The 22,639-nt window shown below is 33.8% G+C and carries 27 protein-coding genes and 5 tRNA genes; 16 read left to right on the top strand and 16 right to left on the bottom strand.

All coding sequences use genetic code 11. The features are described from left to right. A partial coding sequence (locus tag BHF71_RS02610; protein ID WP_084024127.1) for a transposase occupies positions 1 to 175 on the bottom strand: 175 nt, incomplete at its 3' end. Positions 176 to 254: 79 nt separating this feature from the next. Between BHF71_RS02610 and BHF71_RS02605 the strand changes: the two genes are divergently transcribed. The 3 genes from BHF71_RS02605 (at position 255) to BHF71_RS02595 (ending at position 3,085) form a co-directional block, all read left to right on the top strand. Continuing rightward, positions 255 to 791 carry a DUF2326 domain-containing protein gene (locus BHF71_RS02605; protein ID WP_084024125.1) on the top strand — a complete coding sequence of 179 codons (537 nt, stop codon included), beginning with the start codon at positions 255 to 257 and terminating at the stop codon, positions 789 to 791. Between the two features lie 618 nt (positions 792 to 1,409). Beyond that, entirely contained in the window at positions 1,410 to 1,688 is a 279-nt protein-coding gene (locus BHF71_RS02600) for a helix-turn-helix domain-containing protein (RefSeq protein ID WP_069656114.1), read from the top strand. Between the two features lie 293 nt (positions 1,689 to 1,981). Further along, positions 1,982 to 3,085 (top strand): tyrosine-type recombinase/integrase, encoded by a 1,104-nt coding sequence (locus BHF71_RS02595; RefSeq protein ID WP_069656113.1) that lies wholly within the window; start codon positions 1,982 to 1,984, stop codon positions 3,083 to 3,085. A gap of 129 nt (positions 3,086 to 3,214) precedes the next feature. On the opposite strand, the gene BHF71_RS02590 is transcribed toward BHF71_RS02595, so the two are convergent. The 5 genes from BHF71_RS02590 to BHF71_RS02570 form a co-directional block, all read right to left on the bottom strand. Then, a tRNA-Val gene (locus BHF71_RS02590) sits at positions 3,215 to 3,290 on the bottom strand. A 70-nt stretch (positions 3,291 to 3,360) separates the two neighbouring features. Continuing rightward, positions 3,361 to 3,449: transfer RNA gene (locus BHF71_RS02585), tRNA-Leu, on the bottom strand. A 19-nt stretch (positions 3,450 to 3,468) separates the two neighbouring features. Then, positions 3,469 to 3,544: transfer RNA gene (locus BHF71_RS02580), tRNA-Ile, on the bottom strand. Positions 3,545 to 3,569: 25 nt separating this feature from the next. Continuing rightward, positions 3,570 to 3,646 (bottom strand) — tRNA-Asp (locus BHF71_RS02575). Positions 3,647 to 3,707: 61 nt separating this feature from the next. Then, positions 3,708 to 3,784, bottom strand: a tRNA-Met gene (locus BHF71_RS02570). Positions 3,785 to 4,141: 357 nt separating this feature from the next. Here BHF71_RS02570 and BHF71_RS02565 point away from each other — a divergent pair. Further along, positions 4,142 to 4,597, top strand: a complete 456-nt coding sequence (locus BHF71_RS02565; protein ID WP_069656112.1) for a hypothetical protein — start codon at positions 4,142 to 4,144, stop codon at positions 4,595 to 4,597. A 15-nt stretch (positions 4,598 to 4,612) separates the two neighbouring features. Here BHF71_RS02565 and BHF71_RS02560 read toward each other — a convergent pair whose 3' ends face one another. From BHF71_RS02560 to BHF71_RS02550, 3 genes are all read right to left on the bottom strand, one after another. Beyond that, complete coding sequence (locus tag BHF71_RS02560; protein ID WP_069656111.1) at positions 4,613 to 4,975, bottom strand: hypothetical protein; 363 nt, start codon at positions 4,973 to 4,975, stop codon at positions 4,613 to 4,615. Positions 4,976 to 5,034: 59 nt separating this feature from the next. Continuing rightward, positions 5,035 to 5,571 carry an RNA 2',3'-cyclic phosphodiesterase gene (gene thpR / locus BHF71_RS02555; RefSeq protein WP_069656110.1) on the bottom strand — a complete coding sequence of 179 codons (537 nt, stop codon included), beginning with the start codon at positions 5,569 to 5,571 and terminating at the stop codon, positions 5,035 to 5,037. 100 nt (positions 5,572 to 5,671) lie between these two features. Beyond that, the gene (locus BHF71_RS02550) at positions 5,672 to 6,232 is read right to left on the bottom strand and encodes a phosphatidylglycerophosphatase A family protein (RefSeq protein WP_069656109.1); all 561 of its coding nucleotides are present in this window, start codon (positions 6,230 to 6,232) and stop codon (positions 5,672 to 5,674) included. A 185-nt stretch (positions 6,233 to 6,417) separates the two neighbouring features. Between BHF71_RS02550 and BHF71_RS02545 the strand changes: the two genes are divergently transcribed. Further along, positions 6,418 to 6,939 carry a 2'-5' RNA ligase family protein gene (locus BHF71_RS02545; protein WP_069656108.1) on the top strand — a complete coding sequence of 174 codons (522 nt, stop codon included), beginning with the start codon at positions 6,418 to 6,420 and terminating at the stop codon, positions 6,937 to 6,939. Beyond that, complete coding sequence (locus tag BHF71_RS02540) at positions 6,926 to 7,363, top strand: GNAT family N-acetyltransferase (protein WP_069656107.1); 438 nt, start codon at positions 6,926 to 6,928, stop codon at positions 7,361 to 7,363. The genes BHF71_RS02545 and BHF71_RS02540 overlap by 14 nt, the downstream gene beginning before the upstream one ends. 97 nt (positions 7,364 to 7,460) lie before the next feature. Here BHF71_RS02540 and BHF71_RS02535 read toward each other — a convergent pair whose 3' ends face one another. Beyond that, positions 7,461 to 8,294 carry a PHP domain-containing protein gene (locus tag BHF71_RS02535; protein ID WP_342668065.1) on the bottom strand — a complete coding sequence of 278 codons (834 nt, stop codon included), beginning with the start codon at positions 8,292 to 8,294 and terminating at the stop codon, positions 7,461 to 7,463. A gap of 145 nt (positions 8,295 to 8,439) precedes the next feature. Between BHF71_RS02535 and BHF71_RS02530 the strand changes: the two genes are divergently transcribed. Continuing rightward, complete coding sequence (locus BHF71_RS02530) at positions 8,440 to 8,787, top strand: hypothetical protein (RefSeq protein ID WP_069656105.1); 348 nt, start codon at positions 8,440 to 8,442, stop codon at positions 8,785 to 8,787. Positions 8,788 to 8,932: 145 nt separating this feature from the next. Here the strand turns inward: BHF71_RS02530 and BHF71_RS02525 are convergent, their stop codons facing one another. From BHF71_RS02525 to BHF71_RS02500, 6 genes are all read right to left on the bottom strand, one after another. Further along, positions 8,933 to 10,141 (bottom strand): alanyl-tRNA editing protein, encoded by a 1,209-nt coding sequence (locus BHF71_RS02525; protein ID WP_069656104.1) that lies wholly within the window; start codon positions 10,139 to 10,141, stop codon positions 8,933 to 8,935. A 24-nt stretch (positions 10,142 to 10,165) separates the two neighbouring features. Next, on the bottom strand, positions 10,166 to 10,474 hold the full coding sequence (locus tag BHF71_RS02520) for a Dabb family protein (RefSeq protein WP_069656103.1): 309 nt from the start codon (positions 10,472 to 10,474) through the stop codon (positions 10,166 to 10,168). A 65-nt stretch (positions 10,475 to 10,539) separates the two neighbouring features. Further along, a complete protein-coding gene (locus BHF71_RS02515; protein ID WP_069656102.1) occupies positions 10,540 to 11,040 on the bottom strand; it encodes a MogA/MoaB family molybdenum cofactor biosynthesis protein in 501 nt (166 codons plus the stop codon). Between the two features lie 2 nt (positions 11,041 to 11,042). Then, complete coding sequence (gene moaC / locus BHF71_RS02510; protein WP_069656101.1) at positions 11,043 to 11,525, bottom strand: cyclic pyranopterin monophosphate synthase MoaC; 483 nt, start codon at positions 11,523 to 11,525, stop codon at positions 11,043 to 11,045. A gap of 1 nt (position 11,526) precedes the next feature. After that, positions 11,527 to 12,531: a GTP 3',8-cyclase MoaA gene (gene moaA / locus BHF71_RS02505; RefSeq protein WP_069656100.1), complete on the bottom strand. Its 1,005-nt coding sequence runs from the start codon at positions 12,529 to 12,531 to the stop codon at positions 11,527 to 11,529. 93 nt (positions 12,532 to 12,624) lie between these two features. Beyond that, entirely contained in the window at positions 12,625 to 14,532 is a 1,908-nt protein-coding gene (locus tag BHF71_RS02500; RefSeq protein ID WP_069656099.1) for a molybdopterin biosynthesis protein, read from the bottom strand. Positions 14,533 to 14,788: 256 nt separating this feature from the next. Here BHF71_RS02500 and BHF71_RS02495 point away from each other — a divergent pair, with 256 nt between their 5' ends. The 9 genes from BHF71_RS02495 (at position 14,789) to BHF71_RS02455 (ending at position 22,633) form a co-directional block, all read left to right on the top strand. Further along, positions 14,789 to 15,454: a molybdenum cofactor biosynthesis protein gene (locus BHF71_RS02495; protein WP_069656098.1), complete on the top strand. Its 666-nt coding sequence runs from the start codon at positions 14,789 to 14,791 to the stop codon at positions 15,452 to 15,454. Beyond that, positions 15,412 to 16,491, top strand: a complete 1,080-nt coding sequence (locus BHF71_RS02490) for a ThiF family adenylyltransferase (protein WP_245683806.1) — start codon at positions 15,412 to 15,414, stop codon at positions 16,489 to 16,491. Before BHF71_RS02495 ends, BHF71_RS02490 begins: the two co-directional genes overlap by 43 nt. A 199-nt stretch (positions 16,492 to 16,690) precedes the next feature. Further along, positions 16,691 to 16,930 (top strand): FeoA family protein, encoded by a 240-nt coding sequence (locus tag BHF71_RS02485; RefSeq protein ID WP_069656097.1) that lies wholly within the window; start codon positions 16,691 to 16,693, stop codon positions 16,928 to 16,930. A 54-nt stretch (positions 16,931 to 16,984) separates the two neighbouring features. After that, entirely contained in the window at positions 16,985 to 17,743 is a 759-nt protein-coding gene (locus BHF71_RS02480) for a FeoB small GTPase domain-containing protein (protein ID WP_069656096.1), read from the top strand. A gap of 2 nt (positions 17,744 to 17,745) precedes the next feature. Then, positions 17,746 to 19,131 (top strand): nucleoside recognition domain-containing protein, encoded by a 1,386-nt coding sequence (locus BHF71_RS02475; protein WP_084024129.1) that lies wholly within the window; start codon positions 17,746 to 17,748, stop codon positions 19,129 to 19,131. A gap of 150 nt (positions 19,132 to 19,281) precedes the next feature. After that, positions 19,282 to 20,082: an NAD kinase gene (locus tag BHF71_RS02470; protein ID WP_069656094.1), complete on the top strand. Its 801-nt coding sequence runs from the start codon at positions 19,282 to 19,284 to the stop codon at positions 20,080 to 20,082. 26 nt (positions 20,083 to 20,108) lie between these two features. Continuing rightward, positions 20,109 to 20,945: a 5'-methylthioadenosine/S-adenosylhomocysteine nucleosidase family protein gene (locus BHF71_RS02465; RefSeq protein ID WP_069656093.1), complete on the top strand. Its 837-nt coding sequence runs from the start codon at positions 20,109 to 20,111 to the stop codon at positions 20,943 to 20,945. Beyond that, entirely contained in the window at positions 20,911 to 21,921 is a 1,011-nt protein-coding gene (locus BHF71_RS02460) for an SPL family radical SAM protein (protein WP_218064915.1), read from the top strand. Before BHF71_RS02465 ends, BHF71_RS02460 begins: the two co-directional genes overlap by 35 nt. A 13-nt stretch (positions 21,922 to 21,934) precedes the next feature. Beyond that, the gene (locus BHF71_RS02455; protein ID WP_069656091.1) at positions 21,935 to 22,633 is read left to right on the top strand and encodes an SDR family oxidoreductase; all 699 of its coding nucleotides are present in this window, start codon (positions 21,935 to 21,937) and stop codon (positions 22,631 to 22,633) included. Positions 22,634 to 22,639: the final 6 nt, after the last annotated feature.

Genomic DNA, 22,639 nt, shown 5'->3' with positions numbered 1-22,639 from the left:
AGGAATCCTTTCCTTCACCTACAGGGGTATAGGACCTAATCCATTTATATATCGTTACTTCAGATACACCATATTCGCTACTTAATTTTTTTACTGGAGTTCCAGAATTGTAGAGTTCCACTATTGTTTGTTTAAAATCTTCAGTATATTTTTTTGCTACACCTTTTCTTTTCATATAGGACACATCCTCTCAAAATTATTGTATTAGACTTAACTAAGGTGTGTCCACAAAACTATACTAACTCCAAGGAAGGATATTAGAAAACCTAGAAACTATTGAAAAAATTGAAAAAAGGATCGAATTTTATAAAAAAGATTTAGATTTAATTAATGAACGACTGGAGAATGCACTAGAAAATATCGAAAATATTTTAGTTAGATTCAATACTCATTTCTCTGACTTCTCAGAACAATTATATGGCGAAAAATATGTGTTTACCTATAATAAAAATTGGAAAAATGAAAAGGGATCTTCCCCTTTCACTGTATCAAATATGTCTGGTAATCCTGGTACAGGGAAAAAAAGAGGACAAATTGTAGCATTTGATTTAGCATATTTAAAATATCTTCATGAAGAGAATATTGAATTCCCGCGTTTCATAATTCATGATAAATTAGAAAATACTCACATAAATCAACTTGAAACAATTTTTAATATTTGTAACAAAATTAAAGGACAATATATTGTTCCAATATTAAGAGAAAGAATTGATAAAATAGAACCTGCTTTAATCAAACAAGCAACAATATTAGAATTAAGTCAGGACGATAAATTTTTTAAAATTGATTAATTCATAAAAATCGTAAACTAATTATATCTTAGAAAAAATAGCTAAATAAATATGATAGCTATCTAATTATCCAAAACTGTTGAAATAATAGTAATGCTAGTAAAACATACTTCGGTATTTTTATAAGTTCTATAAAGGAACAAAAATATTTTAGGAATTTTTAAAATCAACCTTTACTCTTTAGAAAAACTTTCTACAAAAATATTACTAAAATCAATTTTAGGAGCTTCTCACTTCTGGGTGAGTAGCTCCTTTTCTTTTTGTAATTCTTTTTTTATTTTGATCTTCTCAACAAACTTTATTAAACTGTAATCTTTTTTTTCGCTACTCTCCCCCACTTCGGTCCCTCCTGCTTATAATCTCTTTTATCACATTTTACCATAAAAATAAGAACGTTTGTTCTCGTTTATTTTATTTTTCCAAGAATTTTGTAATGAAATTGTACTATCCCTCATGCCATAATATCAAAGTCGATATTCGACGATTATGGGCGATTTTAATGAAAATTAGAAAAATTCAAGTGAGTATAGATGCATCATATATGAGCACTCTACACAGTAAAATTAGTACAAGCTGCTCAAATATGAGCATTTAAAAAAAGGAGGAATTCGACAAACTTTGACAGAAATCGGCACAAAACTAAAAGAGATTCGAACTATGCAAGGGATGTCTCAAAAGAAACTTTACGAATTAACCGGTATTAGTCGTTCACGTATTCAAAGAATTGAAAACAACCAAAAAAGCCCTACAATTCAAGAGTTGACGTTAATCGCAAATGCCTTCGGTTTTGAAGTATACGACTTAATACCTAATGAACTTTTAAGTCATGAACTCCAATTGGTTATTTCATTTAGGAGATTAGTTAAAGCATATTTTCGACATTTTTCGTCAAATTAAAATTGATGCATTGGCGAAAATATCAAATCTCTCATTTTCTCAATATTTCTTTAATTTTCATAATCGTCATTGCACATAATAAGCATATGTGCTAACATAATCGTAACAAGTCGACTTCGAGCGCCAATGAGAGCGCCAAAAATATTAGAGCGCCTGAGAGCGCCATATCAAAAATATATTGATCATATTAGAGCGCCACAGAGCGCCGATCATAACAAAACCATAGTTTGATGCTATGGCTATTTTGTTATAGATTGGGGCTTTTTTTATTTTTACAAGGGAGGACAAGTTTCATGAAAGGACATGTTCGCAAAAGAGGCAATAAGTGGGTTTTTGTTCTGGATGTAGGTATTAAACCTGATGGTTCTCGAGATAGAAAATGGTTCTCGGGTTATAACACTAAAAAAGAAGCTGAGAAAGCAATGGCGGAGAAAATAGCTGAAATAAATAGAGGTGAATATGTAGCGCCTATCAAAACAAAATTTAAAGATTATATGACTGAGTGGTTGGATAGCAAACAAGTAAAGAAAAGAACGTTAGAAACATATACATGGCTTGTAGAAAAGCATATCATACCAACCCTTGGAAATATTGAACTTCAAAAATTAAATGCGATGCATATTGATAAATTATTAAATAAACTAAGAAAAGAAAAAGCTTTATCAGATGGGAACATACAAAAAATATATACTTTAATTAACGATGCATTAAATAAAGCTGTTAAATATGGCTTATTACAAAAAAATGTAGCTTCATATGTTGATAAACCTAAAGCAAGTAAACCAGAAATAAAAGTATGGGATCAGAAAGAAGTTAATAAATTTTTAAAAATAGCAAAACAAGATCGGAGCTATATTGTGTTTTTGTTGGCTTTAGCTACTGGGATGAGACAATCTGAAATACTTGGATTGCAATGGGATAATGTTGACTTTGAAAATGGTTTAATTTATGTTAAACAGCAAATTGAAAGAGGAACACATAATTTTACTTCACTAAAAACTAAAGCTGCTTATAGAAACATAAGTATTGATGAAGATACAATTGCTGCTCTGCGGCGTCATAAGGTACTAATAACCGAAGAAAAACTAAAAGCAGGACCAGCCTATACAGATATGAATTTAGTAGCTCCTACATCATTAGGTACTCCTTATTTGCATAGTAATATCACAAAGATTTTTAATAGATTAATAAAAGAAGCAGGCGTGGAAAAAATTAAGTTTCATGGGTTGCGCCACACACATGCAACTCTACTTTTATTAGCAGGAGTAAATCCTAAAACAGTAGCTGAGAGACTTAGTCATGCAGATTTCCGTATCACTCTAGACATATATAGTCACTTGTTACCGAATATCCAAAAAGATACAGCAATAAAAATAGGCAAAATCCTATACGGTTGAATTTATTTTGAATTCGAACGGTTGCAATTCGGTTGCAATTTTAAAATTTAATAGTTTTGTGGTCACATTTGAACACAATATATAAAACAAAAAACCCTTGTGTATCAAGGGTTTTACTATTATTATCTATGGTGACTCGGACTGGGCTCGAACCAGCGACCCCCACCCTGTCAAGATGGTGCTCTCCCTGCTGAGCTACCGAGTCAAATTGTAAAAAAAATAGTAAAAATACTATTTTCGTTGAAAATCCAAGAATAGTTCTATTTGATTATAAGTGGTGCCGAGGACCGGACTTGAACCGGTACGGTAGTCACCTACCGCAGGATTTTAAGTCCTGTGCGTCTGCCAATTCCGCCACCCCGGCACAGCAATTAAGAAAATAATGGTGGGCCCAACAGGACTCGAACCTGTGACCAATCGGTTATGAGCCGACCGCTCTACCAACTGAGCTATGGGCCCTCGTTAAAAGGCGTTTTTAAATTAATGGCGGAGCTGACGGGATTCGAACCCGCGGTCTCCTGCGTGACAGGCAGGCATGTTAGGCCTCTACACCACAGCTCCATAGTATCTAAATTGCATCAACAAAAAAAGAGAGGTTATTTAAAGGAGCACAATCTTAAATTGGTTGCGGGGACAGGATTTGAACCTGCGACCTTCGGGTTATGAGCCCGACGAGCTACCAGACTGCTCCACCCCGCGTCATTATTAATCAATCGTTTTTCGTGACGACAAGATTAATTATATATCATCTAAATCATATTTGCAAGAACTTTTTTTAATATTTTTTAGATTTATTTTCATTACCTACATCATTTTTTATAATCTGTAAGCAACGACAAGTGAAATTTTACCTACTAATTATCAAGTTGTCAATACCTATCTTAAAAAATTCTCATTTTTTGCCTAAATTCTTATATATAATTCTTATTTAATTTAATTGAAATCTGAATAGTGAATTAATTACTTATAACTGGAAAATAATATTATTGGAACATAGAAACGCTATTCTAAAAATATTTGTTTAAAATTATAACTATTAAGGGAGCTTTATATACGATGGAACTCATATCACATTGGATTGATTATAAATTTCGTCCTAACAAAACCTTTAGTAATCACTTTGAAATAATCCATCAATTTCATGGAATAAAATTACATCGAATCTCTGAATCCTATGTCATCAAGCCAAAAAGCATCTTAGCATTACAACTTTTTCATGAAGGAGTTCACTTTCCCAATATTGATTTACACCTAAAATGTAAGATCGAAAATTCCAAAGAACTAGTCAAGGTGACTTTTCATGTTTTTGACCCTGAAATTTCAAAATCAATTATGAAGGAAATCAAAAATAGCTTATTATCTCAGTTAAATATTTTTCAAAAGAAAATGGATACAGACCCAACACTTAACTACGTTAAATTGTTTTGTGATGGGTGTATCCACGAAAATGAACTACCACTTAATATTTGTATTCATACGTGCAAATTTGAACCAAAACCCGATAACCATTAACCAGCCACTAATTTATTAAGTATAAATATCGTTATCATCTATACTATCAATATTAGGTTCGTTTGGAATAACTACTTTGTATCGGTAGTTATTTGTAATGTAATCAGCATTTTCTCCTGCAGTTTTTTCAACTATATTTGTTGTGAACTGAATCTGATGATTTTTCAATATCTCTGCCGCTTTTTTAAAAGCATTCAAGTCGTTAAACACTAAGACGTCTTGATGGTCACCACGGATGAACATATCATAAACATTGACTTCATTTTCAATTGCATTATAAGCTGCGTGAGAGATAATGGTGACTGCTTCATCACCCAACGACATGTCTATCGAGTGTCCATCTGGTGTAAATAGAGGTTTAATCGTATAATAATGCATTCCTTGTCAACTCCTTCACTCTTCATTTTGGCAGTTGACACTATATTTTATTCTTTGTTTTAAAACTTTTTTGATAATAATCGTTTATATTTAACTCCGCCATTAATAAAAATAGACTGATATAGTTCTAATGAATCCACACGCCACGATGAGGTCTTAAGAAAGATATCATCGTCATTTGCAATCGTACTTATCTTTCTCGCTAAAGTTAGATGAGGTTTAAAATGTGGCTTAGCATCATATGGAAGTCCTTCATTTTGCACCTCTTTAAGTAATTGACGATAAAGTTTAATTAAAAATTTTAATTCCCCTTGGACACCTGCCCAAAGGATATTGGGCTTTTTTGTATTTGGAAAGGCACCTATACCTTCGACCCATAATTCAAAAGGATCAATGCCTTTAATAGCTTCAAACATTGCTTTATCAACCGAACCAAGCTTTTCATCCGGTACTTCTCCTAAATAGAGCATCGTGATATGCATATTCTCTTTGGGGACCCACCTACCACCTTGAAATTTCAATTTAATATTAGGCATTAAGTTTACAATCTCTTCTTTTACTTGAGAACTCATATTAATAGTAATAAAAAGTCTCATAATTACACCCTTTCAATTTAATTAACCCTACAAAAGATCATAATTTCGGCACCCGTCAAAAAAAGACCGAGATTCATTTCGGTCTTCCTTGAGAGCTATATTAGCTAACATTTATCTCATTAAATTTTTCATCATTTTCCTTGGCTCTTTTCTCTTCGCCTTCTTCAACATCTCTTAAAAGATGTGCTATTCTTCCCGAGGCTGAAGCCGCTATTCCAGCAACTAAATCGTCTAAGAATGTATGAACTTTTTTACCATTTTTTGTGTCCAATTTTTTTATGATTCCGATCTTATCTTTATCTAAATATCCAAAAGTTGTTAATGCTATACTACCATAACCATAAACTAAGCCAATTGCTAATGTTTCATCAACCCCAAATAACCCTTCATCAGTTTCAATTATAGTTTGAAGTGGTTCTTGTAATAATTTTTTCTCAGCTAAAATATCTAACTCCACACCTACTAAAATAGCATGTTGAATTTCTCGCTTCTCCAATACCTTTTGAACACTTTCAAGACATTGTTCCATTGTTAAGTCACGATTATATACAACTTGCATTTCATAAACTATTTTTGCAATATCTTCTAAGGTTACACCACGATCTTTTAATCTTTTTAGTGCTGCCAACTTAACTTCTTCACTAGAAACTCTTTTTTTCAAATAAGCCACCTCCAGACTATTCTCCTCTTTCATATCTATCTTAACACTTTTTCAGAATAGAGTATATTATATGCTTAAAATGTTACATAGTTTAGAATTTAAACGAAAATGAATACTTCAATTATTTTTGTTTTCATAATATTTTGTTAAAATGTAATTATAAATTAAAAAAAGGAGGCTTGACTATGAAATTTGGTATTGTTATTTTTCCATCAATAGAAGTACAGGAAAGGGCAAATGCTTTACGCAAACGATATGACTCACATTATAATTTGATCCCTCCACATATTACAATTAAAGAGGCTTTTGAATTGGACAGCCCAGATAAAGCGATTGCTCACCTTGAATCGGTAACAAAAATAATTCCTCCTTTTAACCTGAAATTAAATAAAATAAAGTCATTTTATCCTATTTCTCCTGTATTATACTGTGGTGTTGAAGACGATCCAATTATTTATCATTTACATGAAAAGATTAACTCAGGAGTACTTTATCACGAAACAAAACACAAATTCACCCCCCATTTAACAATCGCCCAGGATTTACCTGATCAAGAAATACATGATATCTATAGTAGACTTAAATTAAAAGATTTTAATATGACTTTCCCAGTTGAACAAATCCATTTATGTTATCAAACTGAAACTGGCTCTTGGGAAGTATATCAATCTTTTCCATTAAGGGGAGATAGAAATGACACAACTTAATTACCAAATCGTAACAACAAGAAAAGAATTAAATGACGCTTTTGATGTTAGAAGAATTGTTTTTATTCAAGAACAACATGTACCAGAAAAAATTGAGATGGATAAATATGATGATCATTCTACCCACTTTATCGTTTACCACGATGAAAAACCGATAGCCACAGCTAGAATTAGAATCTACAATAATGAGAATACGGTAAAAATTGAAAGGGTGGCGGTTCTCAAAGAATTTCGCGGAAAAGGCATAGGAAAAAAACTGATGCTTTTTGCTGAACAAGAAGCTAAAAAAATGGGTTTCACAACTTTTTTACTTAATTCCCAGCGTCATGCCGAAATTTTTTACAAAAAATTAGGATATATAACCATCAGTGAACCTTTTAAAGAAGCTGGAATCGAACACGTAACTATGAAGAAAAAAATATAGAGGCACCACGTCCTCTATATTTTATCCTATGCAATTCTTTACAACCTATGCAATCTCATTAAATATTTTTCCTATACAACTTCGCTGAACGCTTTCCCTAAATGCTACCAGCTAGACTCTTTAGCTTTTCAACAATATGATAAGAAACAGTTTTGGTACCTATAGGCGCATGAAATGTTGTCTTTCCCCTCGTACCATGAAAATCCGAACCAGCTGTGGCCAAAATCCGATAACGCTCTGCCATTTCCTGATATTTTCTCTCTCCAGCTTGATCATGATCTGGATGGTAAGCTTCAATTCCACCCAATCCATACTTTATCAATCTGATCACCATTTCATCATCATCATATACACCAGGGTGGGCTAAAACGGGTACCCCACCAGCTTTCTTAATAATTTCAATGCCCTCTTCAGGAGAAATTCTAATTGGATTAACAAATGCTTTTCCTTTCTTTCCTAAGTAAAGATCGAATGCCTCTTCCATGGTACTAACGATTCCTTTATCCAACAAAACTTCCCCAATATGGGGACGGCCAGGTTTTGCACCTTTTCGTCTTACCTTAGCAACTACTTCCTTTATAGTTATATCAATTCCAAGCTCATTAAGTTTCTCTACCATCATTTCATTTCTTCGTTCCCTTACCTTAAGCAACTCATCTAGTGAACGTAAAAATTCCTTATCTTTATAATTAACAAAATACCCTAAAATATGGATATCTTGACCTTTTTCTACGGTACTCATTTCAATTCCTGGTACTACTTCGATGCCAAGCTGATTAGCTATTTCAATAGCCTCATCAATTCCTGACACCGAATCATGATCAGTTATACCTATCGCGGCCAAACCAACTTTCTTAGCAAATTTCACATTTTCTGATGGTTCATGTAATCCATCTGAAGCAGTACTATGTGTGTGTAAATCAGCTTTCAATATTGTTCCTCCTTATTATTTTTTATTTTGTAGGTATTTCTTAAAAATTCTGCGAATGTAACCAAGTTATATAACATAAAGCTGATAGTAAAAGATATAAGCTTCGATCATTATTATTTTCTAGCATAAAAAAGGAGGTAGTTACATGTATTTAAGTATTAAATTAACCTCTAAACTTATAAAACCTTGCTCTTTAGTCGATAAAGTTTTCAAAGCACAAGGTTTTAAAAAAAGGATAAAGAAATTTCACACATATTATTATCTTAGAATAGAAGATAACATCACCAGAGGTAATTATGAATTACAAGTTCCTTTTCAGGTAATACACCATGGAAAGAAAGAATCCCTCTATAAAATTCACGAGATAATAATTCTTTCTAAATCCCCTTTATTGAAAAATCAGCAGATACCTAGTGCAATTATCCACGCAGCTAATGAAAAATTCCGAGAAGTATCGTCATATCTTATTGATTCTAAAACTAGAACAAGATAATTATCAAACAAGCTCCTTTTTTAGCTTAATTAAATATTTTTCTTCTTATGCACCCATCTTTAACCATAAAACGTAAATTTGTAATATTACTTGAAAATATTAAAAGGCTGTAAATAAGGCAGCCTTTTTCCTTAATAAATTATGATTAAATTGATATAAGATAATCTCTCATCCTTTTAATTGCTTCTTCTGTATTTCGAATATTTTGTCCTCCTCCTTGGGCCGATAAGGTATTTCCTCCACCTTTACCATCAACAAGTTCTAATCCTAGTTTAAGACAATCATTCATCGCTACTTCAAGATTAGAACTTCTTTGCAAAACAAATTGAACCTTACCTCCAGTTACATTAGCAAATAAGACAACGTAAGAAGGAGAGTTTACAATCCCTTGGGCCAACTGTCTGATCTCATTAACATCCCGATCTTTAAAGACAGCCTCAACTAAATAGAACTCATCATAGTTAACAGCTTTATTTTTCCATTCTTCAATCTCATATTGAATTTTTTTGGCGGTTAATTCTTTTACTTGTTTTTCAAGTTGCAACTTCTCATCTAATATATATGAAACCTTTTCTCCAATATCAGCCCAGTTTGTTTTAAGTACTGCCGCAGTTTTAAATAATTGATTTTGAAATTTTGTAAAAAATCCTACGGCGCGCTTACCCGCTACAAAAGTTACTCTGATATTTTTTCTAACTTTTTCCCAACCCAAAATCTTAATTAAACCTATTTCAGCAGTAGTTTTAGGGTGAGTTCCTGCACAAGCGCATTGATCAAAATCATCTACTATTACTAACTTCACGTATTTATCGAGTTCAGGAATCTTTTTTATCTCTTCTTCGGATAATTCATCAGCTGATAATAATTTGCTAAGTATAACCCTATTTTCCATTATTATTTTATTTGACAACTCTTCAACGGCCCGTACCATCACTTCTGTTAATTCTTTTAATTCCACATCGATAGTAACAACTTCTTCTCCTAAATGGAAACCAACCGTTTGGGCTTCAAAAAGAGTCTCAAAGGCCCTTGATAAGATATGCTGTCCTGAATGTTGCTGCATAAAATCGAATCGTCTCTGCCAATCAAGCTTACATATCACCTCTTGGGCACCGTTTAATGATGATTCTAAGAGGTGATAAATTATTCCTTTTTGTTTATATACATCAACTACCGCTATGTCATTTATTAAGCCAGTATCATTGGGCTGACCTCCACCAGTAGGATAGAAGATTGTCTGATCTAAAACCACTTCATAAAGCCCATCTTCCCTTACACATTCCTTTAAGACCTTCCCCGTACATTCCTTTAAGTAGGGATTTTCGTCAAATAGTTTCTTGGTAATAAGTTCCATCTTAATTCTCCTCTAGGAAAAAAACTATTTTATATCGTAGTCAACTGCCACCCTTGAATTAACAACCTTCTTAATAAATTCACCAACTCTTAGGTGTGAAGGATGGGTCGCATATCTATTTAATGCTTCAAAATCTTCAAATTCTGAAATCAAAACAACATCATAATTAGAATTTGGAGCTTTAGGTGAATTAATTCCAACTTCTATTGACTTTATTTCCTGTATTTCCTGCTTTAAAGCTTCCAATTCAGCTTTAATTATTTCAGCATTCTGCTTTTTATCTTTTCCCTCAGCAACATCTTTTAACTTCCACATCACTACGTGCATTATCATACTTTTTCCCCCTTTGTATTTACGAAAGCTTATCTTATTAGATATCAGAAACTAAGGTTAAGATGCTATTTAAAACTTTTAGGATGTTCACCCATTTTCCCCTGAAGTATTTCTAAAGCATGGGGTAGTATATCGATAACAGCGGCTAAATTTTCTCTAACTCCCTTTGGACTTCCAGGTAAATTAATTATAATACTATCTTTCCTTGAGCCAGCTATCGCCCTAGATAACAATGCAAACGGAGTTTTCTCCCTTGAAACTCTGCGCATTTCTTCTGCAAGACCAGGAATTTCTTTATCGATGACCGCTAAAGTAGCTTCAGGAGTTACATCCCTTTTTGCAAGTCCTGTTCCGCCTGTAGTGAGGATTAAATCTAATTTATAATCATCAACGTAACGAATTAAATACTCTTCAATTAGCTCCCGCTCATCAGGAATGATGTCATAATATTTAACTTCTCCATTTATCTTTTCCACCATTTCGTGGATTATTTTACCACTGATATCTTCCCGTTCTCCCCTTGAACCTTTATCGCTTAGGGTTAGTACACCAACAGTCAATTTCATCGTCATTCACCCATCTTTCTAACATAATCACCGCTTTTACCACCTGATTTGGAAACTAAATAGGTATCGCCAAGTACCATACCCTTATCAACAGCCTTACACATATCATAAATAGTTAGCATAGCTACGCTGACAGCTGTTAGAGCTTCCATTTCTACTCCAGTTACATTAGTAGTCTTAACTGTTGACTCAACTACTATTGTATCATCGCCTACTTCCTTAAAAGAAATATCAACACCTGTTATTGGAATGGGGTGACACATTGGTATTAAATCTGATGTCTTCTTTGCCGCCATGACTCCTGCTACTTGAGCCACCGCTAACACATCACCTTTACCTACTTTTCGATCTCTAATAAGTTGTAGTGTTTCAGGTAGCATCCTAACAGAACCACGGGCAACAGCTACACGTTTAGTAACTTGTTTTTCACTTACATCTACCATTTTAGCCCTGCCTTCAGTGTTAAAATGAGTCAATTTATTCATACTATCCTCCAATTTGAGACATTCTTCTTACAGTTGGTTTCTGAGATTGTGATTCACTGTTTAATAATTTTGCCATCTCATGATTTTCTGGCTTATTATATAAAGATTTCATGAAAATTTGTATTAACTCTTCGCGATTATTAATATGAGGCCTAACATAGAGTTCTTCGTCCCAATACAAACAAGATTTTAGATATCCTTCGGCTGTCAAACGTAATCTGTTACAAGTTGAACAAAACCTATCGCTAATCGGATGAATAAGTCCAATCGTTCCTTTAGCACCTTTAATTCTAAGGTTTTTAGCGGGACCATTACCAAATACATTCTCCGAATCTTCAAATTCATAACCCAATTTTTTCGCAGTGTCTAAAACGTATTCCAAAGGAAGATAACTATTTTTCCAAAAGTCATCCCCATGCCCAATCGGCATATATTCAATAAACCTTATTTGTAATTCTTGCTCATAAGACATTTTCAGAAAATCACCAATCTCATCATCATTAAATCCCTTGATTAGAACCGTATTAATTTTAAGCGGTTCCAGTCCTACACGGTAAGCTGCATCAATTCCCGCAAGGACTTTTTCAAGCTTACCACCTCTTGTAATTTTTTTAAAACGATCTTGTTTTAAAGTATCTAAACTAATATTTACCCGGGTCAAACCCGCATCTTTTAACTTTTCAGCCATTTTGGCCAAATAAATACCATTAGTAGTTAAAGCGATATCTTCAATCCCATCTATATTGCTAATCTTTTCAATTAGTAACTCTATATCCTTTCTTACTAAAGGCTCACCTCCAGTAAGCCTGATTTTCCTAATCCCAAATTCCGCTCCAACTCTTACAACTTCTGCTATTTCTTCGTATGTTAACAAACTATCTTGATTTACAAACTCTACACCTTCTTCTGGCATACAATATACACATCGTAAATTACATCTATCTGTGACAGAAATTCTAAGATAGTCATGGGGTCTATTGAACCGATCAATTAACTGGCTACCCATTATATAACTCCTCTCTAAGTTAGAACCCAACATTCTGTTAATTAATTTTAACATTAAAAAGAAAATGATTGTATCATCTAAGATTAACCATAATTAATTTTGAAACATTATCTTTCCTGTATCACGACAACTATAGCCACCCATAGCCTCAACCTGTGATTTAAAATCTTTTGAATTAATCGCCTTTAATAATGTTTGCCCGGCATCGCTTTCGTAGAACTGTTTTGTCATTACCAAATCAAAACGTTCTTCAACAACAGGGATAAATTCTAACCCCATCACTTGTGCAGCAGATAATATACCCAAACCAACATCGGCTGACTCTCCCTTTATCGCTGCAGCTAAACTTAAATGGGAATAATCTTCACGTTCATAGCCATATATATCATCAGGTAACATATTTGCCCGTTTCAGTAAATAATCGAATAATACTCTAGTTCCAGCACCAAATTGGCGATTAATATATCGAATATCCGTATTTTTTAAGTCTTCAATCGTTTTAATATTTTTAGGATTACCCTTTTGGACAATCCAGCCTTGTTGTCTATATGCCAAATTAATCAAAACAATAGATTCGTCCCGCAAATGTTGTTTTACAAAGGATATGTTATATTCACCTGTTTTCTCATCAAGCAGGTTGATTCCAGCAACATGATTTTCTCCCTTTCCAATGGCTAAAATCCCTGCTAGGCTACCGATATTCGACGACTTAATACCGAATGATGATTCTATTCTCTTTAGGACCGAGTTTAATAAATCGATAGTCAAATCGTGGCTACCGGCAAATAAAATCATTTTTTCTACTTCATCTATTGGACGGTATAATTCTACCTCAACTTCCTCGCCCTGTTCATACCCTTGACTTTGAATTGGTATTCTAAGTAACCCATTAGCTTTTACCATCGTCATTGTAACCCCAGCAGAACGTGTCAAAGGATTAGCAATATATTGCTCCTTTATCTTGCCAATAGTCACCCTTATAAAATCTTCAGCCCCTTTTTTCGATACTATCTTTTTAGCAAGTTTAACTTTAATTTTGTTCCGTTTAGGAGTAGCCAACCCTTGGAAGTTATGCATTAATGGTTTGATAAACCAATCCATAGCCAAATAAGCAGATACCGGATATCCAGGTATTCCAACGATCGGTTTACCGTTTGCTCCCTCGCCTAGAACCACAGGTTTACCTGGTCTTGTTGCCAACCCATGGAAGTGAACTTTACCAATCGCTTTTATAACAGCTGATGTAAAATCCTCTCTACCTTTAGAAGAACCAGCGTTCATAATCACGATATCTGCTTCTTCTAAAGCCTCTTCTACAGCCTGTTTAATCAGATTAAAATCATCTTTAATTATCCCTTTATAAATTGGTTCTCCTCCCCATTCCTGAACATAACTTGAGAAGACTGTACCATTAAACTCAATAATATCACCTGGTTTTAGATTTGTCGTTGGCTTTACCAATTCCGTACCTGTAGGTATGATTGCTACCTTAGGTTTAGCAATAACAGGAATCTCAATGATGCCCCCAGCAAGAAGTGCGCCTTGGTCTACAGGACGGATCTTATGATTGTTAGGAAGAAGCATTTCTCCCGCCACAATATCTTCCCCAATTTGACGAATATGTTTCCAAGGAACCGCAGGTTCAGTTATTTCAACAGTTTCTTCATCTATTTGACGAAGATACTCTACCATAATTACTGAATCAAATCCTTCAGGTATCGGATCTCCGGTATCAACGACTTCATAATCTTGATGGAGTTTTAACCTTAAAGGAGTAGTTTCATGGGCAGAGTAAGTATTTTCTGCTTTTACAGCAATCCCATCCATCGCCGATGCATGAAAATTAGGCATCGAAATCTTTGCAAAAATCGGTTCAGCAGTAACCCTACCTAAGCTTTCAGTAACCCTAACCATTTCTACCCTTGGTTCAAAATTAAATAGAGATATAAATTTTTCCTGTGCTATATGTAAAGGTGTATTTTCTAATTGGATTTTTCCCATCTTCTAGTCTCCTTTTGTCTCTTTGTGTAGTATAATATTATTTCTCCAACATCTAGTTCTTCCCCTTTTAAAATTACACTTTCTCAATTTTCCTAAGTTTTTTTCATCTGATTAATTATAACAGTTCCCAAATAACACATATCCATTCACATTAACAACTCTTACGATGCCAAAACTGGAAAATGGTTATTTTCTATTTATTATCGATAATGTTAAAATATTAAATGGTTAATAACTATGGGAAAGGACGAAATTTATGAAAGTAACCATCAAATTTTTTGCAGGAATTGCCGAATCAGTAGGTAAAAGAGAACACACAATTCAAGTAAATCAAGAGTCAACTGTTAAAGACATTTTAGCAGTCCTAATTGATGAATTTCCTCAAGCAAAGGACCTTATAGATAAATCAATGGTTTCCATCAATCATGATTTCGCTAAATTAGACCAAAAAATTATAGAGTCTGATGAAATCGCTCTAATTCCACCTGTTAGTGGAGGCGAAGAACCATTATTTGAAATCACCAACAAACCACTATCAGCTGATCAAGTAATTGCTAAAGTTTCTAATAATATGGCAGGTGCAATATTGACTTTTGTGGGTACAGTTAGAGAATTTACCAAAGGTAAAAAAACAACCTACCTAGAATATGAGGCTTATCCTGAAATGGCTATTAAAAAAATGAAAGAGATTGCTGATGAAATAAAAGAAAGATGGCCAGATGCCAAAGTCGCTATTTCCCACCGTATAGGTAAATTGGATATTGAGGAAATCAGCGTCATTATCGCAGTTGCAACGCCCCACAGGAACGATGCCTTTGAAGCAGGGCGATACGCCATTGAACGACTAAAACAAATTGTACCAATATGGAAAAAAGAAATATGGGAAGATGGAGAAGAATGGATCGGAAATCAAGAAAGATGATTTTGATGGATAGTAATGACACTAGATATTCCAGGCAACATCTTTTTAAACCAATTGGAAAAGCTGGACAAAAAAAACTAGGAAAGAGTCGTATTGCTATTGTAGGAATGGGAGCTTTGGGGACTGCCATTTCCAATCACATGGTTAGATCAGGTGTTGGGTTTGTTAGGATCATTGATCGTGATTTTGTTGAATATAGCAACCTCCAAAGACAAATGTTATTTGACGAGAATGACGCAGACCAAGCTTTACCAAAGGCGATAGCAGCTAAAAACAAGCTCAATTTAATTAATTCCACAATTACTGTTGAAGCACATGTAACTGATTTAACACCAAAAAATGCCGAGGATTTACTTGCTGACCTAGATCTGATCATCGATGGCACCGATAATTTTGAAACTCGTTATCTAATAAATGATGTGGCGATCAAAAATAATATACCTTGGATCTACGGTGGTGCAGTTGCTTCTAGGGGAATGACTTTTACCATTATCCCTAATAAAACACCATGTTTTCGCTGTTTATTCCCTGAACCCTCAGCACCAGGAACATCTGAAACCTGCGACACATCAGGAGTAATAGGACCAATCATTCAAGTTGTAGCAGCTTATCAAGCAACTGAAGCGCTAAAAATCCTATTAAATGATTATGAGCATATTAATACATCCTTACGCAATTTCGAATTATGGCACAATGAATATTCAGAAATAAATATAAAAAATGCCAAAAACAGCGAATGTCCAGCATGTATACATCATAATTACGAATACTTAAATAATAAAAAGAAAAACAAACGGATCGTTTCACTATGTGGTAGGGAATCAGTACAGATTTCTCCTATAGAGGAAACCCCGTTTGACATCAGAAAACTGGCAGAAAAGCTTAGACATGTGGGTAAAATCATTGAAACACCTTATCTCATTCGTTTTGAAGTGGATAGGTATAAACTAACTATTTTTCCTGATGGTCGGGTTCTTATTCATGGAACTAATGATATAACAATTGCCAAAAATCTATATACTAAGTACATCGGATAAAAGACAGGTTACATATTTGTGGCCTGTTTCTTTTTTATTATTTTTTAAATCTCTACCATTTTTTCAATCACCCATTTTACAACTAGCGCATATTAGTATGATATAACTTCGGGCGAGAAGTTTTCTTTTAACAAAAAATGTTTCCCTAAGGAAAATTTATGGATAATCAACAACTCTAAAAAATATTGGAGGGAAAGATATGGCAAACAAACCTTTACCTCTTAGTAATCTAGCAGTCGGAACTAAAGGAAAAGTAGAATCCATTTTAATCGATGGTTTACTAAGAAGAAGATTGTTGGATTTAGGGGTAGTACCAGGTTCAGTTATTGAAGTTGTCAGAGTTAGTCCGAATGGAGATCCTACAGCTTATTTAATTAAGGGAGCATTAATCGGACTAAGAGAAAACGAAGCTAAACATATCTTAGTACATCCAATCTAAAAATAATTTTTAAAAAAACATCATCGATAAAGAAATCAATTAGGAGGGAATCACGTGGTCTCAATAAATAATCAATTATCTGAAAAAAAAGTTACTGAAAAGGAAATTGTCGTAGCTTTAGCAGGTAACCCTAACACTGGGAAAAGTACAATTTTCAATGCCCTAACAGGTCTAAAACAACATACCGGTAATTGGCCTGGAAAAACTGTCTCTTATGCACGAGGTAATTACGTTCATCGTGGGAAATCATTTGTATTAGTAGATCTCCCTGGGACTTACTCCCTTTTAGCAAATTCCATAGATGAACTAATTGCAAGAGACTTTATCTGTTTCGCCAAACCCGACGTTACGATAGTGGTTACAGATGCGACTAATTTGATCAGAAATCTCAATCTAGCACTGCAGATAATGGAAGCAACAAACAACGTAGTTGTAGCAATTAACTTGCTTGATGAAGCTGAAAGAAAAGGCATCATCGTAAATATAGATAAACTATCCGAAAAATTGGGGTTACCGGTAGTTGGAACCGTTGCTAGAAATCAAATGGGATTAAATAGATTGAAAGATACCATTGATGATATAGTTACTAAAAAAATAGTTACAAACCCTTTAAAAATCCACTATCCACCTGAAATAGAACAAAAAATCCAAGAAATGACCCCCGAACTTGAAAACATATTAAAAGGTGAACTAAATCCTAGGTGGGTTGCCCTTAGAATACTTGAAGGTGATAAAACACTTATTGATTCAATAAAGCAATACCTCGTCTACAAAGAAATTGATATAAAGGGTGAGGTTGCTCTATGTCATTAACTATGAACAATTTAAATAAAATTATTGAACTCTCAAATTACTATCAAAAAAATTCACAGACTAGTAATCGAGATAAAATTGTAAGCCAAATTTATAGTCAATCTGAAATAATCGCTAAGCAAGCGATCAGAAATAATAAAGATAAAACTACTGATTTAGATAAAAGGCTAGACGATATTTTGACTTCAAAAATTTTTGGATACCCCATTATGTTATTAATATTGAGTATCGTTTTTTGGATGACAATAGTAGGCGCAAATTATCCTTCACAAATTTTAGCTACAATTTTCTTTTATCTACAAGAACAATTAACCAATTTGTTTCAATATTTCAATGCACCCGAATGGTTACGTGGCTTTCTCGTAGATGGTGTATATAGGGGGTTAGCATGGGTGGTCTCAGTTATGCTTCCTCCGATGGCAATTTTCTTTCCATTATTTACAATATTAGAAGATTTGGGGTACTTACCAAGAGTAGCATTCAATTTAGATCGGTTTTTTCAAAAAGCAGGGGCCCATGGTAAACAGTCACTAACAATGAGCATGGGATTTGGATGTAACGCCGCTGGAATTATATCCTGTAGAATAATCGAATCCCCGCGTGAAAGATTAATCGCCATTCTAACGAACAATTTCGTACCATGTAACGGAAGATTTCCAACACTCATAACAGTAGCCACAATCTTTTTCGGTGCAGCAGTTAGTGCATTGTATTCGACTATTATCGCTTCAATGGTGATCGTAGGAATTGTCATAGTAGGAATCATAGTAACTTTAATAACATCATGGTTATTATCAAAAACCTTATTAAAAGGGGTTCCATCAAGTTTCACCCTAGAGCTTCCTCCTTATAGAAAGCCACAGATAATGAAAGTATTTATACGTTCTGTATATGATCGAACAATGTTCGTTTTAAAAAGAGCCGTTAAAATAGCGGCACCAGCAGGAGCAATTACCTGGTTATTAGCGAATACTTATCTTAATGGTAATAGTTTAATAGACATCGGAGCCAATTTTCTTCAACCACTTGGCTACGCTATTGGATTAGATGGGTATATCTTAATGGCATTTATCTTAGGATTTCCAGCTAACGAAATAGTATTTCCAATATTAATAATGAGCTACCTTTCCCAAGGCAGCTTAATGGAACTGGATAGTTTCGCAGCATTAAAAACATTGTTACTTGACCATGGTTGGACTTGGCTAACTGCCCTTAATTTATTACTATTTTCACTCCTGCACTTCCCCTGTGGAACTACCATGCTAACGATAAAAAAAGAAACTGGTAGTATTAAATGGACTGCATTAGCTTTTATCATTCCAACTTCTATCGCCTTTTTAGTCACTTTTGCTGTGGCGCAGACAGTACGTTTACTAGGAATATTGTAAAGAACAGCAAATTTTTGGGTGCTTTTAAAAAGCACCCTTTTATATTCTTCTATAATTATCTATTGTCAATACTGTATAATAGAGTAAAAGATAAAATGTTTTTATAAGTGTAAATTTTCACTATAAAATAGCTATTTTGGAGGTCATTTAATGAAGTATACCTTAGTTTATCGCGAAGACGAACTATCAAACGACATTAAAGATCAATTTCACAAATATGCATCAGAAAATAATTTAATAGAAGACTCCAAATCCCCAGACTTGATAATCTCGATTGGGGGAGATGGAACAATGCTTGAAGCTTTTCATGCTAATAAACACCGATTGGACAAGGTAGCCTTTTTAGGGATACATACTGGCCATCTAGGGTTCTATGCAGATTGGCAACCTAACGAATTAGAAATGTTGGCTTCTTTGATAGCAACGAAGCCATTACAATACATCGAATATCCATTAGTAAAAATCAACATAATAACTGAAAATGAAGAGGTTCAACTACTTGCTCTAAATGAATTTACGGTTAAAAATATTGAAAAAACTCTAGTGATGAAAATTAAAATTAACCATGAAGATTTTGAAATGTTTCGAGGAGACGGACTATGTATCTCCACACCTTCAGGGAGCACAGGCTATAATAAGAGTTTAGGAGGAGCAGTAATTCATCCAACCTTAGAATCAATTCAAGTCAGTGAAATGGCTTCGATTAACAATCGAGTTTATCGAACGATCGGTTCGCCATTACTATTGCCAAAACATCACTGTATCGATTTATATCCACAACACAAAACAGTTATCTCTTTAACACTTGATCATCTAAGCATGCAAATGAAAGATATTATTTCAATTCAATGTACCGTTGCCGATGAAAAAATAAGGTTTGCGCGCTATCGCCCATTCCCTTTTTGGAATCGAGTGAGAGATGCATTCATCGGTAGTCAGCACATGGACTAAGTTATTTTGAATCGAGGAGTTATACAATGATATATATAGTAACAGCCATCTATCATGAAGCAAAACCACTGATCGAATACTATAATTTAAAAAGAACACACAAAATATCAAAATATCAAATCTTTGAAAATGATGAAATAAAACTTATCATAAGTGGTACTGGTGTCTTCACTGCTACAATTGCAACTACCTACCTATTAACCTTGTTTAATGCTAAAACCTCAGATTTAATCCTTAATATTGGTGTTGCTGGGACAAAAAACAAAGACTTTCATCTAGGACAAGCTTTTCTATGTCATAAAGTCATTTATCATGAAACTAACAAAAGCTATTATCCAGATATCATAATTAAACATCCTTTTTCTGAGGGAACATTAGAAACATTTTCTCAAATTGTAGACAAGTCCTTAACCAAGAATTTCCAAGGAGATTTGTTCGACATGGAAGGGGCTGGTTTTTTTGAAGCCGCCTCTTCCTTCTTACCTCCACACAATATATACTTGGTTAAGATAGTATCGGATTTCCTTGAGCCAACAACCGTTTCTAAAGAGATGGTAACCAAGCTAATCAATGAAAACTTGACAAACATCTTAAAATTAATCCAAAATAGTTTAGCAATCAATCAAGTAAATATAACTGACTTATTAACCGAGGATGACTATAAATTGTTATCAAAAATCGGTGACAATTTACAACTATCATCAACAATGCGTCATCAATTGATACAACTAGCTAAACAATTTATCATTCGTACTAAACATAATCTTTCCATCTTAGATGACTTTTCGGATACATATGTAGAATCAAAATATGAGGGGAAGAAGTATTTTGAACAGATCAAAGAACGACTTCTTTTTAAATAATTTTTCCCATATCTATATTGAAAAAGAAATTTTAGATCATCATTTAACTAAAAGAATACTTAATCGCTTTCCAAAGGCGAAAGTAATCGAGATCGAACATTATAAAGACGTCTTTAATCGTTCTAAACAAAACTTTTTTTTACAAAAAAATAGCCAAAAATTAATTTTAGCCAAAAAAAAAGATAACTTTATCTATCCTGGTGCAGAGGTTTGTCATGACTTTGGTAATCAACATTTTTACTATACAGCCTCAATTTTGAATTGTATTTACCATTGTGATTATTGTTATCTACAAGGAATGTTTTCTTCTTCTAATATTGTAATTTTTGTCAATATCGAGGATTTTTTAACTGAATTAAAACAACAGTTAAAAAAACATCCAGTCTACCTAGCTATCTCTTATGACACTGACCTTTTAGCACTAGAAAATATTGTTCCTTTTGCTTCAACCTGGATTGAATTTGCAACAGATCAACCTGATTTATCGATTGAGATTAGAACTAAAAGCGTAAACTATTCAGCTATTAAACATCTATCACCGGCAGATAATGTTATCTTAGCTTGGACGATCTCTCCAGAGGAAGTTGTGCAACAATACGAACGGGGAACACCTTCCCTTGAGGCAAGACTAAACAGTATCAAACAGGCTATTGATGATGGATGGAAAGTTAGACTTAGTTTCGATCCAATTCTTCATATTGAAAATTGGAAAAAACATTACAAAGAATGTATTGATAAAACATTTAACGTTTTACCTATAAACAAAATTGAAGATGCTAGCATCGGTGTATTTCGGATGCCGAAGGATTACCTGAAGAGTATCAAAAAACACCGTTCTGATTCTGCTTTACTTTACTATTCCTTTGAGATAAAAAATGGTGTTGTGAGTTATTCTGACGAGATTACCAATATGCTAGTAAAAGAAATATACCAAATGATTAATAACTATATACCAGCTGATAAAATTTTTATATGAGAGGAGTAGCATGATGAAGTCAGCCATTGTTACAGGTGCATCCTCAGGGATTGGCTTACAGGTATCAATAAAATTGATCGAACTAGGCTATAAAGTATATGGTTTCGCAAGAGACTTTGCAAAGACAAGCTATGATAACCCTTTATTTATTAAAGTTTCCTGCGATATTACAGATACAAATGAGCTAACTAAGAATATCAAAGAAATAAAAAAGCAGGAAAAGGAGATTTTTATTTTAGTAAATAACGCTGGGGTTGGATATTTTGGTCCCCATGAACAAATAAATCCTAAACAAATCGAATCGATGGTTAAAACTAATATACAAGCACCACTTATCATTACACATTTACTATTGCGGGAGTTGAAAAAGACTAAGGGGTTCATTGTAAACATTTCCTCAATTACTGCAAAAAAATCTAGTACCTATGGATGTGCTTACGCGGCAACCAAAGCTGCTTTGTCACATTTTAGTACTAGTTTGTTCGACGAAGTTCGTAAATCTGGAGTGAAGATAATTGCTATCCATCCAGATATCACAAAAACCCCCTTTTACGAACATTTAGATTTTAAAGAAGCTGAATTGCCAGAAAGTTATATAACACCTGAGTGCGTTGCTAATGCTTTAGAAACAGTATTATCTCAACGTGATGGCACGATTATGTCTGAAATAACCTTACGTCCCCAAAGACACATGATTGCTAGAAAGAAGTAAAAAGTT

The organism is Vulcanibacillus modesticaldus (assembly GCF_001730235.1).
GTDB lineage: Bacteria > Bacillota > Bacilli > Tepidibacillales > Tepidibacillaceae > Vulcanibacillus > Vulcanibacillus modesticaldus.
This window is presented reverse-complemented; position numbering and strand designations above follow the sequence as displayed.

Coding starts and splice junctions, on each gene's coding strand:
- BHF71_RS02595 (WP_069656113.1), top strand. CDS start 1,982: ATGAAAGGACATGTTCGCAAAAGAGGCAATAAGTGGGTTTTTGTTCTG.
- BHF71_RS02565 (WP_069656112.1), top strand. CDS start 4,142: ATGGAACTCATATCACATTGGATTGATTATAAATTTCGTCCTAACAAA.
- BHF71_RS02560 (WP_069656111.1), bottom strand. CDS start 4,975: ATGCATTATTATACGATTAAACCTCTATTTACACCAGATGGACACTCG.
- thpR (WP_069656110.1), bottom strand. CDS start 5,571: ATGAGACTTTTTATTACTATTAATATGAGTTCTCAAGTAAAAGAAGAG.
- BHF71_RS02545 (WP_069656108.1), top strand. CDS start 6,418: ATGAAATTTGGTATTGTTATTTTTCCATCAATAGAAGTACAGGAAAGG.
- BHF71_RS02540 (WP_069656107.1), top strand. CDS start 6,926: ATGACACAACTTAATTACCAAATCGTAACAACAAGAAAAGAATTAAAT.
- BHF71_RS02530 (WP_069656105.1), top strand. CDS start 8,440: ATGTATTTAAGTATTAAATTAACCTCTAAACTTATAAAACCTTGCTCT.
- BHF71_RS02525 (WP_069656104.1), bottom strand. CDS start 10,141: ATGGAACTTATTACCAAGAAACTATTTGACGAAAATCCCTACTTAAAG.
- BHF71_RS02520 (WP_069656103.1), bottom strand. CDS start 10,474: ATGATAATGCACGTAGTGATGTGGAAGTTAAAAGATGTTGCTGAGGGA.
- BHF71_RS02515 (WP_069656102.1), bottom strand. CDS start 11,040: ATGAAATTGACTGTTGGTGTACTAACCCTAAGCGATAAAGGTTCAAGG.
- moaC (WP_069656101.1), bottom strand. CDS start 11,525: ATGAATAAATTGACTCATTTTAACACTGAAGGCAGGGCTAAAATGGTA.
- moaA (WP_069656100.1), bottom strand. CDS start 12,531: ATGGGTAGCCAGTTAATTGATCGGTTCAATAGACCCCATGACTATCTT.
- BHF71_RS02500 (WP_069656099.1), bottom strand. CDS start 14,532: ATGGGAAAAATCCAATTAGAAAATACACCTTTACATATAGCACAGGAA.
- BHF71_RS02495 (WP_069656098.1), top strand. CDS start 14,789: ATGAAAGTAACCATCAAATTTTTTGCAGGAATTGCCGAATCAGTAGGT.
- BHF71_RS02490 (WP_245683806.1), top strand. CDS start 15,412: ATGGGAAGATGGAGAAGAATGGATCGGAAATCAAGAAAGATGATTTTG.
- BHF71_RS02485 (WP_069656097.1), top strand. CDS start 16,691: ATGGCAAACAAACCTTTACCTCTTAGTAATCTAGCAGTCGGAACTAAA.
- BHF71_RS02475 (WP_084024129.1), top strand. CDS start 17,746: ATGAACAATTTAAATAAAATTATTGAACTCTCAAATTACTATCAAAAA.
- BHF71_RS02470 (WP_069656094.1), top strand. CDS start 19,282: ATGAAGTATACCTTAGTTTATCGCGAAGACGAACTATCAAACGACATT.
- BHF71_RS02465 (WP_069656093.1), top strand. CDS start 20,109: ATGATATATATAGTAACAGCCATCTATCATGAAGCAAAACCACTGATC.
- BHF71_RS02455 (WP_069656091.1), top strand. CDS start 21,935: ATGAAGTCAGCCATTGTTACAGGTGCATCCTCAGGGATTGGCTTACAG.